The following is a 14,955-nucleotide window of genomic DNA, read 5'->3' as shown; positions in this document are numbered from 1 at the left end:
AAAGCACGCTCATCGCGAGCGCCAAAGGCGCGGGGCGATCTCCGTGCCCGACCTCGGCGTCGGTCGGGCACGAGGCTTACTCCAGCAGCATCGGGTCCAGCCAGGCGATCCCGAGCTGGGCCATTTGCTGCTCCACCCAGGCGATACGGCGGTCCAGTTGCGGGCCCGGCTGCACCGGGTTCATGCGCCCGGGGCTGGGCAGGATGGCGGCCAGACGCGCGGACTGGTGGCGGTCCAGTTCGGTGGCGGAGACACCGAAGTAATGCTGGGCGGCGTTCTCGATGCCGTAGATGCCGGGGCCCCATTCCGCCAGGTTCAGGTAGATCTCGAGGATGCGTCGTTTCGGCCACAGGGTCTCCATCCCCAGCGTGAACCCGGCCTCCAGCGACTTGCGCACCCAGGACCGGCCGTGCCACAGGAACAGATTCTTGGCGGTCTGCTGGCTGATGGTGCTGGCGCCGCGCAGTCGCCCGCCGCGCACATGATCGCCCAGCGCCTGGCGCACCGAGCCCCAGTCAAAGCCGCGATGGTTGGGAAAATGCTGGTCCTCCGCGGCGATCACCGCCAGCATCAGGTGGCGGGGCAGGTCATCCAGACGCTGCCAGTCCGGGCGCCGGTTGGAGGCGGTCTGCCAGTCGGTGGCCACCACCATGGCCATGCCGTAGGGCGGGTCGACGCGAGCGAACAGCACCACCAGCGCGAACATAACCCCGATGCCCAGCGCCAGCAGGAATGCGGTCAGCCCGGCCACCCAGAGGAGCAGGCGGCGCAGCGGGCGGCGCTTGCGGCGGGCCGCCATTACCGTACCCCTGCCGCGCGCGGCGCACCGGCGAAGTCGATGTTGCGGATGCGGGTCTCCATGAGGCGCAAGGATAACGCTTGCGCGTGCCGGCCGGGGCGGTTTTCGCGATGCGATCCGGTCGTGTCGGCCCGCTGCCGGTCGAACTGTTTGCCCGTTTCGTGGCCCAATGGCGGAGGGGCTGCCCGACCGACCCCGAAATCCGCCTCGACAACCCGACCGTTCGCGAAGGAGAGAGCCATGGACGTATTGCCCTATCGCTATGTGACCCCGAGCGGCGAGGCCGTGTCCTTCGAGTTTCGTCTGCACCCCGAGACGGGTTCGGCGGTGCGGGTGCAGCAGTTGCTGGACCGGTTGACCGATACCCTGGATAACGAGATCGGGGTGCTGGGGGACACCTGCAACGGGGATGTGCTGCAGGCCCTGGCGATGGCCCTGGCGGTGCGTACCGAGATGATCCCGGCCGACCCCGAGATGACCCAGGGACTCGCGCGCGATGTGGTGGAGCGCGCGTTGAAATCGCTGGGCGAGGCGCAGCACCAGCAGACCGGGCCGGTGGGACATGCCTGACCCGGCCGCGAACCGACCGCCAAAGGCCCCCGGACGCCCGATCGTGTTCTTCGATGGCGGCTGCCCGCTGTGCCGTCGCGAGATCGGCCACTACCAGCGCCTGGATACCGCTGCCGCGGTCGACTGGCGCGACATCCACGCCGATGCGGCGCCGCTCGCCGCCTGGGGCATCACCTGGGACCAGGCCATGCAGCGCATGCATGCCGTCAGTCCCGAGGGCCGCATTCGCAGTGGCGCGTGGGCCTTCGTGCTGGTCTGGCGGCATCTGCCGTATTACCGCTGGCTCGGCGGCGTGCTGCATCGCCTTCCGCCGGTCGTCTGGCTGATGGACCGCGTCTACAACGTGATCGCCCGCTATCGCTGGCGGTCCCGCTGCGACGACGGGGTCTGCCGCCCGGGGGGATAACGGCCGCCGTGGCGCATGCCAAGCCTCATCTGCCGCAAAAGACCTGCGCCGTGTGCGGTCGGCCGTTTGCCTGGCGTAGAAAGTGGGCGCGCTGCTGGGACGAGGTGCGCTACTGTTCCGACGCCTGCCGGCGTCGTCGTACGAGGCAAACGGCGTCATGAAACGCTCTGTATTCCCGGGGGTCTGGGCCGTGATCGTGCTGGCACTCGCTGTGCCGCTGGCGGCGGACGATCTGGCCGAAGAACGTGTGATCGTGGCGCAGTTGCAGGAGCCGCAGCGCATCCTGCTGATGCGTCATGCCCTGGCGCCGGGGATTGGCGACCCATCGGGCTTTGATGTCGACGACTGCGCCACGCAGCGCAATCTATCCGAGGAGGGCCGCGCGCAGGCCCGCGAGACCGGCGAACGCCTGCGGGCCGCCGGGCTCGATTCGATCCGGGTATTCGCGGGTCCCTGGTGTCGCAATTTCGATACCGCGGAGCTGCTGGGCTATGGCGAACCGGTGGTCCTGGAGGCCCTGGGATCGGTGTTTCGCACCAACGCCCCGCATCGGGAGCGGCGCATGCGGGCGTGGCGCGAACACCTGGCGGAGGAATACCGGCAGGCGCAGGGACCTGCGGTCTACGTGACCCACCGGGCCAACATCATGGAGCTCAGCGGGCGCAGCATCGGGGCCGGGGCGATGCTCGTCGTCGAGATCGACGCCGATGGCAGTGCCCGTCCGGTGGGACAATAGGCGGGCGTCCTGAGCGGGGCGCCGGTCCTTCCAGCATTCGGATTACAGGCGAATCTCCACGCGTTCGGCACCCGGGGCGTCGATGCCGCGGTGCAGCAGCAGGGTGCCGCTGGCATTGAGCAGTTCGGTGCTCAGCTGGCGAAAGCGCACCACCGTCTCGGTCAGGTTCAGGCGGCTCTCCAGCAGGTCGCGCTGGGCCTGGGCCACGGCCAGGGCGGTCCCGGCCCCGACCCGAAAGCGGGTCTGTTCCACGCGCAGCAGTTCTTCCTGTAGTTCCACCGTCTCCTTCTGCGCCTGGATCTGTTCGCGCACGCGGGCGGCGTCGAACCAGGTGGCGCGCACGTCCTCGATGGCCAGCTGTTCCAGGTTGGCCAGGGTCTCCTGGATCTGCTGGCGGGTCAGGCGCGCGCGGGTGTGCTCGGCCTCGGCCGCGCGATTGCCGATGGGCATCTCGAAGCGCAGGCCGGCGGCCAGGTCGTAGCCGTCGCCCTGGCGGTCGCGCCAGGTGCGGCTGAAGCTGTCGGCGTAGCCGGACTGGCCCAGGGTCACGAAGAAGTCCAGGCGCGGCAGCAGGCCGTTGCGGGTGCGCACGACTTCCAGCTGGTTGCGCTGCACGCGCAGGCGGGTCTCGTTGAGGTCGGCGCGGTGGTCGCGGGCCAGCGCCACGTAGGCATCCAGGGGCTCCAGGGCGTAGCGCTCCAGCTCCGGCTCCGAACGGGCCTCTAGCCGGGTATCCCAGAGCCCGCCGTTGTCGGCCTGCAGCAGGCGGGCCAGCGCGTCCTGGGCGCGGGCACGGTCGGCCCGCGCGTCGATCAGGCCCTGGCGGCGCAGCGCCACCTCGGCGCGCGCGGATACGGCCTCGGTCTCCGGACGGTCGCCGGCCCGGATGCGGCGTTCGGTCTGGTCCAGCTGGGCGCGGGCGACCGCCAGGGCCTCCTCGAAGATGGCGATCTGTGCGTCGGCCAGTACCAGGTCCCAGTAGCGGCCCTCCACGTCCGTGATCAGCTGCTCCACGAAGCCGCGCACCTCGTATTCCGATGCCTCCACGTCCAGGCTGGCCTGGCGCAGGCGCACCAGGTTCGATTCGATGCGGCCGCCCCGGAGCAGGGCCTGGGTCAGGCTGAGCCCCGCGCGGGTGGTGAACTGCGGGGTGTCCACGCGGGAACTGGAGGCGCGGGAACTGCGCAGCGAGACCGTCAGGTCGGTGCCGGTGGGCAGCGCCTGGGTGATCCCGGCCTCCCCGAAACGGCGGGTGGTTGTCACCGTGTCGGTCTCGCCGATCTGTTCCAGCTGGCGCACGCTCTGGTCGCGGCTGATCTCCAGCTCGGCGAACAGCTCGGGGTCGAACACCGCGCGCTCCTGGGCCTCGAAGGTGCCCTGGATGGCCGTTTGCAGGCGCTCGGCGCGCAGGCCGCGGTTGTTCTCCAGGGCGCGGGCGACGGCCTCCTCCAGCGACAGCGTCTCCTCCGCCACCGCCTCGCGCTCGAACGGGCGGGTGTCCAGCAGGGCCTCGGCGGGCAGGGACAGGCGCAGGCCCTCGGTGGCGTCCTGGGCGTCGGCGCCCTGGGCCGGGAGGGTCAGGGCGAGCGCGACGAGGAAGGTCAGCGTTTTTCTAGGCATGTTCCGTTGCGACTCGATAGACCGGTTGTGGATGTTCGCCCCGGCGGTGGAACAGCAGGTACAGCGTCGGGATCAGCACCAGGGTGATCAGGGTAGAAGACAGCAGGCCGCCGATCACCACCCGCGCCATCGGGGCCTGGGCCTCGCCGCCGTCGCCCATACCGATCGCCAGCGGCGACAGCGCGAGGATGGTGGTCAGCGTGGTCATCAGGATCGGGCGCAGGCGCTCGCCGGCCGCGGCCACGATCGCCGCGGTCAGCTCCATGCCGTCGTCGCGGTGGCGCCGGGCCATGCGGTCCACCAGCAGGATCGCGTTGTTCACCACGATCCCGACCAGCAGCAGGATGCCGATCAGCGACTGCACGTTGAGCGTGGTGTCAGTGATCAGCAGCGCCGCGGTGACGCCGATCAGGGCCAGCGGGATGGAGAACATCACGATCAGCGGGTCGCGCAGGGATTCGTACAGGCTGGCCATGACCATGTACACCAGCAGCGTGGCCAGCAGAGTGCCCAGCAGCAGCTCGGAGAAGGCGGCTTCCTGTTCCTCGATATCGCCGGTGACCGAGAAGTCGATCTCCTCCGGCAGCGGGATATCCGCCAGGGCGGCACGCACGTCCGCCGCGACCTCGCCCAGCGAGCGGTCGCCGATATTCACGAACAGGGTGCTGATGCGCGCCTGCTCGCGGCGCTGGATGCTGTCGGGGCCCATCGCGGTATCGAAGGACACGAGGCTGCGCAGGGCGACCCGCTCGCCGTCCTCGCTGCGCACCGTCAGGTTCAGCAGGTCGTCCAGCGAGCTCTGGTCGGCGTCGCGCAGCTGGACCCAGATGCGGGTCTCGTCGCCCCCGGCGCGCAGCTGCCCGGCGCTGGAGCCGCCCAGCGCGGTCTCCAGGGTCTGGGCGATGGTGCGCACGTCCACGCCCAGGTCGGCGGCGCGGGCGCGGTCGATGCGGGTGGCGAACTCGGGCTGACCGCCGTCGGAGCCGACGCGGGTATCGGTCACGCCGGGGATGTCGGCCAGCGCGGCCTCGAACCGCTCGACCACCGCGTTCATCGTGGGCAGTTCGAAGCCACGGACCTCGATGGACAGGCTCTCCTCGTCCGCGCCACGGCCGAAGCCACGGAAGAAGATCCCGCTGGAGGCGCGTACGCGGATCTCGACCCCGGGCGGGCTGCCCAGCGCCTCGCGCAGCGCGGCGGCGATGGCATCGGAGGAGCGGCTGCGGCTTGCGCGCGAACCGACCATTACGCGCATGTTGCCGGAGGCCGGCGAGGAGGCCCGGAACGCCGAGGCGCCCGAGCTGGAGACCAGGTTTTCCAGTTCCGGGACCTCGTCGCGGATGATCGCCTCCAGCCCGGCCATGGTGGCGTACAGCTCTTCCAGCGGGGTGCCGGGTTCCATGGATACATGCACGCGCAGCTCGCCCTCGTCGGTGGCGGGCAGGAACTCGGTGCCCACGCCGCGCAGGCCGGCGAGGGCGATCATCATCAGCAGCAGGCTGATGCCGATGACCATCCACGGCTGGGTCAGGGTGCGCTGCAGCAGGCCCTGGTAGCGATGTTCCATGCGCGCGAGGGCGCTGGTGTCGCGCCTGGGCATCGGAGCGCGGGCCATCAGCATCGGCACCAGGGTGAGGGCAACGATCAGCGAGCCGGCCAGGGCAAAGGCGACCACGGCCGCCAGGGGCTTGAACAGCTGGCCGGCGAGTTCCTCGGCGAAGAACAGCGGCAGGAAGATCGCGACCGTGGTCAGGGTGCTGGCGATGATGGCGGGCGCGACCCGTCCGGTGCCGCTGATCGCGGCCTCGGCGGCGGTCTGCTCGGCGTGTTCTTCACGTCGGCGGGCGATGCTCTCGATGACCACGATGGCGTTGTCCACCATCAGCCCCACCCCTAGCGCGATCCCGCCAAGTGTCATCAGGTTCAGCGAGTAGCCCCCGAAGTACACCAGGCCAAAGGTCGCGATCACGGCCAGCGGGATCGCGGTGGCCGCCACCAGGGTGTAACGGATATTGCGCAGGAACACGAGCAGCACCAGTACCGCCAGTGCGCTGCCGTAGAGGATGGCCTGGCCGACGTTGGTAATGGAGTTGCGGATGAACCCCGCCTCGTCGGTGACCGCGCGGATGTCGATCTGAGGGAAGTCGCGGTTCAGGCGCACCAGTTCGGCGTGCACCGCCTCGGAGACCTCGACCGTGTTGGCGTCGGCCAGCTTGCGCACCGCGAGCTGGACGCCTTCTTCCTCGTTAACCCGGAAGCGGCGGGTGACGCGCTGATGGGTATCGCGTACCTCCGCGACCTGGTGCAGGTGGGTCACGCCATCCTCGCTGCGCTGCACGATGGTGTCGCGGACCTCGTCCACCGAGCGGAACTCGGCCGGGGTGCGCAGGCGGTACTCCCGCCGGCCGTCCATGATCGGCCCGCCGGGGGTGATCACGTTGGCGTCGCGGATGCGGTTGCGCAGGTCGTCCAGGCCCAGGTCGATGGCCTCGAGACGCTCCGGGTCCACCTCCACGCGGACCTCGCGCTCCAGCCCGCCGAAGGTGTCGACCGCGGCCACACCGGGGATGCGCTCCAGGCGCGGGGCGATGCGGTTGTCGATCAGGGTGCGCAGGTGGATGGCGTCCAGCTGCGAGCCCACCCCCAGGCGCATGATGGGCGAGTCCTGGGTGTCGAACTGGCGCACCAGCGGGCGGTCGGCATCATCCGGCAGGCGGTCCTCGATGCGTGCCAGACGATCGCGCAGGTCGTCCACGGCCTGGCGGATGTCCGTGCCCCAGGCGAAGTTGATGCGGACGTTGCTGTTGCCCTCGGCCGAGGTGGAACGGATCTCCTGGGCACCCGTGATCGCGGCCGCTGCCTGTTCCACCGGCCGTGTGACCAGTTGTTCGACCTCCTCGGCCCCGGCATTGGGGTAGGAGGTCATCACGGTGACCACGGGGTAGGTGATGTCGGGCAGCAGGTCCACCGGCAGGCGCGTCAGCGCGGTCAGCCCGAGGATGACCACGATCAGGGCCACCATACTGGTCAGCACGGGGCGGTGGACGGTCAGGCGCGCGGGATTCACGGGGTCTGTGCCTCGCGCGCGTCATCGCGGTCGGGGATGCGGCCCGGTTCGCTCAGCCGCAGCGGGGTACCGTCCGCAAGCAGGTGCTGGCCGAGGATCACGACCTCGGTGCCCGGCGGCAGATCGGGTTCCAGCAGTTCGACCCAGTTCCCGTCACGGACACCGGTGATGGCCTGATGGCGCCGGGCCGTTGGGCGCTCGCCACTGCGTTCCACGCTGAATACGGTGGGCCCGGCCTCACGCTGGATGATCGCGTCGCGTGGGATGGCCCGCGCGCCGTCGCGCTGGCCCAGGGTGATCGCGGCCTCGACGAACATGCCCGGGCGCAGGCGGACGTCGTCGTTGGGCAGTTCCACCTCGATCCGCGCCTGGCGCGAGCCGGGGCGGAACTCCGGTGCGATCCGCGCGATGGTCCCCGCGAATGCGGTGTCGGGGTAGGCGCCGGTGCGTACCTCAGTGGCCTTACCGGGAGACAGCCGACCGTAGTCGGACTCCGTCACGGCCAGGATCGCCCGGACCGGCTGGAGCCGGACCAGCGCCAGCGCCGGCTCGCTGGCGCTGATGACCGTGCCGGGATCCACATGCCGTTCTGCCACCCAGCGCGTGCTGCTGGATGCATCCGCCTCGATGCGGGTATAGCCGAGCTGGATCTCGCGGGTGCGCAGTGCGGAGCGTCGCTGCCGGATCTGCGATTCGGCGAGGGCCACTCGGGTCTGCGCCAGGGCCAGTTCGGTCTCGGCGGCCTCCAGCTCGGAACGCGAGGCGATCCCCTGATCGCGCAGTTCACGGGTGCGCTGCAGTTCGCGCCGGGACGCGTCGCGGCTGGCGATGGCCTCCGCCAGGCTGGCCTCGGCCACTTCCAGTTCCGCCGCGGCCTGGGCGACGTCCTGCTCGAACTCTTCGGTGTCCAGTTGCAGCAAGGGGTCGCCCGGTTCCACGCGGTCCCCCAGGTTGACGAAGACCTCGGCGACCCGGCCGCCGACACGGGGAGTGATCTCGATACGGTCCGCACCCTCGATGCTCCCGGTGAAGCGCCGGCGCTCGACCAGGTCGCGGGTCTCGATGGCGGCCACCGCCACGGCCACCGGCCGTGTCTCCCCGCCGCCGGGGCGGCCGGAAGGAGCCGTCTCGTCATCCGGGCCGAGCAGCATCCAGCCCAGCAGGCCGGCGGCCAGGAGGAAGAGAACCGCGGTGATCAGGGTGGCGGGGCGGGGCATTGCAGCTCGCTTTTGTTCGGGGTGGTCAGGGGGAGTGTGGCGTGGTTCACTGAATCCTGAATGAATTCGGTTCGGAATCCGGGCCTTGTTCGGGGCATCCTGCCATGCGACCGCGAATCTCGAGGAGAATTCTGTAATGACACGCGATACGGCCCATGCATCGCGTCCGCGACGGCGCTCTTTCGGTGGGGATATGCTCGGGCTGCTGGCCTGGATGGTACTGGTGTTTGCCGTGGCGGGGCTGGGGGGCTGGGCCACCAGTCTTTCGGTGGGCGACTGGTACCCGACCCTGGCCCGGCCGCCGTTGAACCCGCCGGATGCGGTGTTCGGCCCGGTCTGGAGCGTGCTGTTCGGGCTGATGGGGCTGGCGGCGTGGCATGTGTGGCGCCGCGTGGGCCTGACCGGGGCGCCGGTCGCGCTGGGTCTGTTCCTGGCGCAACTCGCCCTGAACCTGGGCTGGTCGGTGCTCTTCTTCGGCCTGCAGCGCCCGGATCTGGCGCTCGCCGAGATCCTGATCCTGTGGCCGCTGATCCTGGCGACATTAATCGCCTTCTGGCGCATCGACCGCATCGCCGGCGCGCTGCTGGTGCCCTACCTGCTGTGGGTCGGCTTCGCCATCTACCTCAACGCCGGCATCGTCTGGCTCAACTGATCGGCACCACGAACAAGGTCAAAGGCGATTCACAGGAAGAAGGGAAGGATGGAAGAGTTATTGTCGGTTGGACCGGGCGAGGTGCAATGTTGTTTGCCCATCCAGCCCTTCTTCCAGTCTTCCAAACTTCCTGTGAATCGCTTTTGACCCTCTTTGCGTATTTGTGCGCTGTTGGTTGAGCCGTTTCAAGGCACCGGGTGTCATGCGTTGGTCATGTGGGCGGAGTATCCTGACGCGATTTTTCGCGGGAGGGCGTCATGGCCGTACGGGTTGGCATCAACGGGATGGGCCGAATCGGTCGGCTCGCGCTGCGCGCGGCCTGGGATCGGGACGATCTCGAGATCGTGCACCTGAACGAGGTCGCGGCGGACGGTACGGTCACCGGACACCTGCTGGAGTTCGATTCGGTGCATGGGCGCTGGGATCACGGCATCCAGGCCGAGCCGGACGCCCTGCAGATCGATGGCCGCAGCCTGCGCCACACGCAGCTGGGCGAGCCGGGGCAGGTGCCCTGGGCCGAGGCCGGTGTGGATATCGTGATCGATGCCAGCGGCGCCTTCCGCACCATGGAGACCCTGCAGCCGCACTTCGACCGTGGGGCCCGGCGTGTGGTCGTCGCGGCTCCGGTGAAGGACGAGCGGGCGCTGAACGTGGTGATGGGCGTCAACGATGCGGCCTACGATCCGGCGCGGCACCATGTGGTCACCGCTGCCTCCTGCACCACCAACTGCCTGGCGCCCCTGGTCAAGGTGCTGCACCCGGCCCTGGAGATCCGCCACGGGACGATCCTGACGGTACACGACATGACCGCCACGCAGTCGCCTGTGGATCTGCCGCGCGACAATCTGCGCCGGGCCCGTGCGGCCGGGCTGAACCTGATCCCGACCACTACCGGCTCGGCGAAGGCGATCGGTGACATCTTCCCCGAACTGAACGGACGGCTGAACGGCCATGCGGTGCGCGTGCCGCTGATGAATGCCTCGCTGACAGACTTCACCTTCGAGGCGGCGCGCGAGACCTCCGCGGGAGAGGTCAACGCCCTGCTGCGGGAGGCCGCGAACGGCGATCTCAACGGCATCGTCGGCTACGAGGAACGCCCGCTGGTCTCCAGCGACTTCCGCACCGACCCGCGCTCGTCCATTGTCGATGCGCAGTCGACGATGGTGGTGGATGGTACGCAGGTGAAGGTGCTGGCCTGGTACGACAACGAATGGGGCTATGCCAACCGGCTGGTCGAACTGGTCGCGCGCGTGGCCGAGCAGGGCGTGTAGGACGGATGGGCAGCCCGGCCGAAACGCCGAACGCACCGCCCAGCCTGGGCCTGGGCGCCTACGCGCGCATCACCGCGAACTACTGGGCGTTTACCGTCACCGACGGCGCGATCCGCATGCTGGTCGTGCTGTTCTTCCACCAGCTGGGCTACAGCCCGCTGGAGATCGCCTTCCTGTTCCTGTTCTACGAGCTGTTCGGGGTGATCACCAACCTGACCGGCGGCTGGCTGGCCGCGCGGCTGGGGGTGAACACGACGATGATCGGCGGGACCTTGTTGCAGGTTGCGGCGCTGCTGATGCTCACGGTGCCCGAGGCCTGGCTGGGCGTGGCCTACGTGATGTTCGCGCAGGCGCTGTCGGGCATCGCCAAGGACCTGAACAAGATGAGTGCCAAGTCCGGGGTGAAGCTGGTGGCCGGCGACGGGGAAGGGCGGCTGTTTCGCTGGGTGGCGGTGCTCACCGGCTCGAAGAACGCGCTGAAGGGGGTGGGCTTCTTCGTCGGCGGCGCGCTGCTGTACTCGGTCGGGTTCCAGATGGCGCTGGTGATCCTGGCCGGGATGCTGGCGGTGGTGATGCTGTTCTCCATCGTCGGCCTGCCCCGCGGGCTGGGCCGGGTCGGCGGCAAGCCGAAATTCACCCAGATGTTCTCCAACTCCGCCGCGATCAACGTGCTCTCGGCCGCGCGGTTCTTCCTGTTTGGCGCGCGCGATGTCTGGTTCGTGGTCGCCTTGCCGGTATTCCTCAGCGCGACACTGGGCTGGAACCACATGCAGGTGGGCGCGTTCCTGGCGCTGTGGGTGATCGGCTACGGGATCGTGCAGGCCTCGGTGCCGCGCTTGCTGGGCCGTGGCGGGCTGCATCCGACCGGGCTGACCGCGCGGTTGTGGGCCTTCATCCTGATGCTGCTGCCCATCGGCATCGTAATCGGCCTGGAGACGGGGCTGGACCCGGCCTGGGTGCTGATGGTCGGGCTGGGCGTGTTCGGCGTGGTGTTTGCGATCAACTCCGCCGTCCACTCCTTCCTGATCCTCGACTATGCGGAGACCGACCGGGTGGCGATGAAGGTCGGCTTCTACTACATGGCCAACGCCGGCGGCCGCCTGGTCGGCACCGTCGCCTCCGGTGCCATCTTCATGGTCTGGGGCCTGGAGGGCGCGCTGATCGCCTCCACCCTGTTCATCTTCGCCACCTGGATGATCTCCTCCCTGCTCCCCCGCGAGGCGGCGCGCGCCTGATGCCGGCAAGGCTCGGTTGCCGTTGTCGAGAATCGTGTAGCGCTCGTTTTGTTGCGTGCACAGCCCGCAGAGAAAGGGCGTGCAGCGGGGCGGCGCCTGGATCGCCTGTGGGTCTTGGCATAAACTGCCAATAGTGATGGACGGAGGTTAACCATGCCTACACGAAACATTGTCCTGACGCCGGAACAAAGCGGTTTTGTGGAGCAGCTGGTTCGATCTGGGCGCTACCAGAATGCCAGCGAGGTTCTGCGTGACGGGCTCCGCCTCGTACAGGCTCGCGAGCGTGAGCAGGAGGCGCGACTGGAAGCCTTGCGGCGGGCGACTGCGGAAGGTATCGCGGACCTGGAGGCAGGCCGCTACACCGAACTGGATACCGAGCGCGACCTCGAGGCGCATTTGCAGGAACTGACAGAACAGGCCATCGCGAAGCGATAACCCGTGAACGAATCATCCGGACAATGGACTGTCCGTCTTGCCGCGCGTGCGGAGCAGGATCTGCGGGAGATTGTTGTGTGGACGGCGGAGCACTTTGGCGAGCAGCAGGCCCGTGTCTATGCCGGCACCCTATCCTCGGCGATCAGGGAATTGCAGGGCGGAACCGCCATCCCGACTGTGCGCAGCCGCGAGGATATCGGTCCGGGTATCTGCACGCTCCATGTCGCACGCGGAGGGCGGAGAGGCCGACACGTGCTCGTTTTCCGGCCCGCGTCCGACAAACCCCGTTGTGTAGAGCTATTGCGTGTGCTCCATGATGCAATGGACCTGCCCAGCAGGCTCACGCCTGGAGATCGGTAAGGTCCGGGGGCTCCTGATCCTCTCCGTTATGTAGTCCCTCGATCACGGCCGCAAGGGTCCGGGAGCGGTAGCGGTCCGCGTGGCGGACCCAGCCGAGGTGGCGGGTGATGGGTGGGGCGGGCCATTCGAGGATGGCCAGGTCGTCGGTGGCCATGGTGCGGGGCAGGAAGCCGATGCCGAGGCCGGCGGCGATCATCATGCGGATGACCTCCAGGTACGGGCTCTCCTGAGCCGCGGCGGGGTGCAGGCCCCGTGCGGCCAGGGCCTGGTCGATCTGGCGGCGGGTGGTGGAGCCCGCCGGCGGCAGGGTCGTCGGCCAGTCATGCAGCCGTTGCAGTGTCTCGAGTGGGGCATCCTGGGCGCGGCCGCGGGCGATCATTGGAACAAGCTCATCGGTCCAGACGGTGTGCGCCTCGGCGGCCTTCGGCAGATCCTCGGGCAGGGTGGCCAGCGTCAGGTCGGCGTCGCCGTGCATGACGGCCTCGATGCCGGCCTCGGAGTCCATGAACGCGAGTTCCAGCTCCAGCCCGGGGTAGCGGGTGCGCAGAGCGGCCAGCGGGGCGGGCAGGCGGTGCAGGGCGATGTGGTGTGAGGTGGCGAGGCGGATGCGGCCGCGCACGACGTGGTCGAGGTCCGCCACCTGCTGCTCGATGGCGTGCAGGCGGGCCAGGATCTCGCGGGCCTCGGGCAGCAGGCGTTCGGCGACCTCGGTGGGCCGCACGCGGCGCCCCTGACGCTCGAACAGGGGGCGTTGCAGCGTCGCCTCCAGCGACTGGATGCGCTTGCTGATCGCCGGCTGGGTCAGGTGCAGCCGCTCGGCCGCGGCGGAGAAGGCGCCGGTATCGACCACCGCCACGAAGGCCTGCAGGGACTCGATGCTTAGCTGTTCCGGGCGCATCTATCGCCTCCGTGGGATAATGACCGGCTGACTGATGCGACTCCGCATCGCCAATCCATAACCATATGGAATGATAAAGATAATAAATCGGATTTGAAAGAATGTAAGGGCGGCCGCAGACTGGCAATGCGGTGGTGCCGCTCGTCTGTAGGAGGCCAGCCCTCTGGCCGATCCGACGGCCCATCGGCCAGAGGGCTGGCCTCCTACAGGGGGCTTTGGCGGCCGCTCACCGAAAATATGGCTGGAACATCGCGGCGCGGCCGCGGGAGCAGGTAATGGCAGGCAAGACACTGTATGACAAGCTGTGGGAGGCGCATGTGGTGCGCGAGGAGCCGGATGGCTCGACGCTGCTCTACATCGACCGCCACCTGGTGCACGAGGTGACCAGCCCGCAGGCCTTCGAGGGTCTGCGTCTGGCCGGGCGCAAGCCCTGGCGCGGGGATTCCGTGCTGGCGGTGCCGGACCACAATGTGCCCACTGCCAATCGCGACCGCGGAATCGAGGATCCGGTGTCGCGCACCCAGGTGGAGACGCTGGAGAGCAATGTCACGAGCCTGGGGCTGAAGTTCTTCCCGATGGCGGACGTGCGCCAGGGCATCGTGCATGTGATCGGCCCCGAGCAGGGGGCGACCCTGCCGGGCATGACGGTCGTCTGCGGTGACTCGCATACCTCCACCCACGGCGCGCTGGGCGCGCTGGCCTTCGGCATCGGCACCTCCGAGGTCGAGCATGTGCTGGCCACGCAGTGCCTGTGGCAGAAGAAGACCAAGGCCATGCAGATCCGCGTGGAGGGCGAGCTGCGCCCGGGCGTGACCGCCAAGGATGTGGTGCTGGCGATCATCGGCCGTATCGGTACCGCCGGTGGCACCGGCTATGCGATCGAGTTCGCCGGCTCGGCGATCCGCAGCCTGTCGGTCGAGGGCCGCATGAGCATCTGCAACATGTCCATCGAGGCCGGGGCCCGCGCGGGCATGGTCGCGGTGGACGAGAAGACCATCGAATATGTGCGCAACAAGCCACAGGCGCCGAGCGGCGAGCTGTTTGAAAAGGCGGCGGAGTACTGGCGCACGCTGGTCTCGGATCCCGATGCCGAATTCGACGCGGTGGTGGAGATGGATGCCGCCGAGATCGCCCCGCAGGTGAGCTGGGGCACCTCGCCGGAGATGGTCGCGCCGATCGACGGCCGCGTGCCGGACCCGGCGGCCGAGTCCGATCCGGTGCGCGCCGAGGGCATGAAGCGCGCGCTGGAGTACATGGACCTGCAGCCGAACACGCCGATGACCGAGATCCGGCCGGACAAGGTCTTCATTGGCTCCTGCACGAATTCGCGGATCGAGGACCTGCGCGCGGCCGCCGAGGTGGTCAAGGGCCGCAGGAAGGCCGACAACATCAAGCTGGCGATGGTGGTGCCGGGCTCCGGGCTGGTGAAGCAGCAGGCGGAGCAGGAAGGGCTGGACCGGATCTTCCTGGATGCCGGCTTCGAGTGGCGCGAGCCGGGGTGTTCCATGTGCCTGGCGATGAACGCGGACCGGCTGGAGCCGGGCGAACGCTGCGCCTCGACCTCGAACCGCAACTTCGAGGGCCGTCAGGGGCAGGGCGGGCGTACCCATCTGGTCAGCCCGGCGCTGGCCGCCGCGGCCGCCGTGGCCGGGCACTTCGTCGAACCGTCGGCACTGAAGGAGGCGTAAG

The 14,955-nt window shown here is 68.8% G+C and carries 16 protein-coding genes; 10 read left to right on the top strand and 6 right to left on the bottom strand.

Going from position 1 to position 14,955, the window contains the following annotated elements; all coding sequences use genetic code 11:
• Positions 1-76: 76 nt before the first annotated feature.
• Together mtgA and D105_RS0103660 are read right to left on the bottom strand one after the other, a co-directional pair.
• Entirely contained in the window at positions 77-799 is a 723-nt protein-coding gene (gene mtgA, locus D105_RS0103665) for a monofunctional biosynthetic peptidoglycan transglycosylase (protein WP_018867078.1), read from the bottom strand.
• Positions 799-1,041 (bottom strand): hypothetical protein, encoded by a 243-nt coding sequence (locus D105_RS0103660; RefSeq protein ID WP_018867077.1) that lies wholly within the window; start codon positions 1,039-1,041, stop codon positions 799-801. The genes mtgA and D105_RS0103660 overlap by 1 nt, the downstream gene beginning before the upstream one ends.
• On the opposite strand from D105_RS0103660, the gene D105_RS0103655 reads away from it, so the two are divergent.
• Genes D105_RS0103655 through D105_RS0103645 form a run of 4 tightly spaced genes read left to right on the top strand, consistent with a single transcriptional unit; the run spans position 1,040 to position 2,511 of the window.
• A complete protein-coding gene (locus tag D105_RS0103655; RefSeq protein ID WP_018867076.1) occupies positions 1,040-1,369 on the top strand; it encodes a hypothetical protein in 330 nt (109 codons plus the stop codon). The two genes, D105_RS0103660 and D105_RS0103655, sit on opposite strands and share 2 nt — an antisense overlap.
• Entirely contained in the window at positions 1,362-1,775 is a 414-nt protein-coding gene (locus tag D105_RS0103650) for a thiol-disulfide oxidoreductase DCC family protein (RefSeq protein ID WP_038032689.1), read from the top strand. The genes D105_RS0103655 and D105_RS0103650 overlap by 8 nt, the downstream gene beginning before the upstream one ends.
• 8 nt (positions 1,776-1,783) lie before the next feature.
• Entirely contained in the window at positions 1,784-1,936 is a 153-nt protein-coding gene (locus tag D105_RS14485; protein ID WP_081618676.1) for a DUF2256 domain-containing protein, read from the top strand.
• A complete protein-coding gene (locus D105_RS0103645) occupies positions 1,933-2,511 on the top strand; it encodes a histidine phosphatase family protein (protein ID WP_026280402.1) in 579 nt (192 codons plus the stop codon). The genes D105_RS14485 and D105_RS0103645 overlap by 4 nt, the downstream gene beginning before the upstream one ends.
• 42 nt (positions 2,512-2,553) lie before the next feature.
• Here the strand turns inward: D105_RS0103645 and D105_RS0103640 are convergent, their stop codons facing one another.
• From D105_RS0103640 to D105_RS0103630, 3 genes are read right to left on the bottom strand one after another with little or no spacing between them, the layout of a single operon-like run.
• Complete coding sequence (locus D105_RS0103640) at positions 2,554-4,131, bottom strand: TolC family protein (RefSeq protein WP_018867073.1); 1,578 nt, start codon at positions 4,129-4,131, stop codon at positions 2,554-2,556.
• Positions 4,124-7,198, bottom strand: coding sequence for an efflux RND transporter permease subunit (locus D105_RS0103635; RefSeq protein WP_018877524.1), 3,075 nt, complete (start codon positions 7,196-7,198; stop codon positions 4,124-4,126). The genes D105_RS0103640 and D105_RS0103635 overlap by 8 nt, the downstream gene beginning before the upstream one ends.
• Positions 7,195-8,415 (bottom strand): efflux RND transporter periplasmic adaptor subunit, encoded by a 1,221-nt coding sequence (locus D105_RS0103630; protein ID WP_018877523.1) that lies wholly within the window; start codon positions 8,413-8,415, stop codon positions 7,195-7,197. The genes D105_RS0103635 and D105_RS0103630 overlap by 4 nt, the downstream gene beginning before the upstream one ends.
• A 136-nt stretch (positions 8,416-8,551) precedes the next feature.
• Here D105_RS0103630 and D105_RS0103625 point away from each other — a divergent pair, with 136 nt between their 5' ends.
• The 5 genes from D105_RS0103625 (at position 8,552) to D105_RS15365 (ending at position 12,368) form a co-directional block, all read left to right on the top strand.
• On the top strand, positions 8,552-9,067 hold the full coding sequence (locus tag D105_RS0103625; RefSeq protein ID WP_196801055.1) for a TspO/MBR family protein: 516 nt from the start codon (positions 8,552-8,554) through the stop codon (positions 9,065-9,067).
• A gap of 257 nt (positions 9,068-9,324) precedes the next feature.
• On the top strand, positions 9,325-10,338 hold the full coding sequence (locus D105_RS0103620; RefSeq protein WP_018877521.1) for an ArsJ-associated glyceraldehyde-3-phosphate dehydrogenase: 1,014 nt from the start codon (positions 9,325-9,327) through the stop codon (positions 10,336-10,338).
• Positions 10,339-10,343: 5 nt separating this feature from the next.
• Positions 10,344-11,573: an organoarsenical effux MFS transporter ArsJ gene (gene arsJ / locus D105_RS0103615; protein ID WP_018877520.1), complete on the top strand. Its 1,230-nt coding sequence runs from the start codon at positions 10,344-10,346 to the stop codon at positions 11,571-11,573.
• A 153-nt stretch (positions 11,574-11,726) separates the two neighbouring features.
• Positions 11,727-12,008 (top strand): type II toxin-antitoxin system ParD family antitoxin, encoded by a 282-nt coding sequence (locus D105_RS0103610; RefSeq protein WP_018877519.1) that lies wholly within the window; start codon positions 11,727-11,729, stop codon positions 12,006-12,008.
• Positions 12,009-12,011: 3 nt separating this feature from the next.
• Positions 12,012-12,368 carry a type II toxin-antitoxin system RelE/ParE family toxin gene (locus tag D105_RS15365; protein ID WP_081619270.1) on the top strand — a complete coding sequence of 119 codons (357 nt, stop codon included), beginning with the start codon at positions 12,012-12,014 and terminating at the stop codon, positions 12,366-12,368.
• Here the strand turns inward: D105_RS15365 and D105_RS0103605 are convergent.
• The gene (locus D105_RS0103605; protein ID WP_018877518.1) at positions 12,349-13,266 is read right to left on the bottom strand and encodes a LysR family transcriptional regulator; all 918 of its coding nucleotides are present in this window, start codon (positions 13,264-13,266) and stop codon (positions 12,349-12,351) included. The genes D105_RS15365 and D105_RS0103605 overlap by 20 nt on opposite strands.
• A gap of 275 nt (positions 13,267-13,541) precedes the next feature.
• Here D105_RS0103605 and leuC point away from each other — a divergent pair, with 275 nt between their 5' ends.
• Positions 13,542-14,954 (top strand): 3-isopropylmalate dehydratase large subunit, encoded by a 1,413-nt coding sequence (leuC, locus tag D105_RS0103600; RefSeq protein WP_018877517.1) that lies wholly within the window; start codon positions 13,542-13,544, stop codon positions 14,952-14,954.
• Position 14,955: the final 1 nt, after the last annotated feature.

The organism is Thioalkalivibrio sp. ALE28 (genome assembly GCF_000377425.1).
Taxonomy (GTDB): Bacteria; Pseudomonadota; Gammaproteobacteria; order Ectothiorhodospirales; family Ectothiorhodospiraceae; genus Thioalkalivibrio.
The sequence above is the reverse complement of the archived record's forward strand: the minus strand, read 5'-3'. Positions and strand labels throughout refer to the sequence as shown.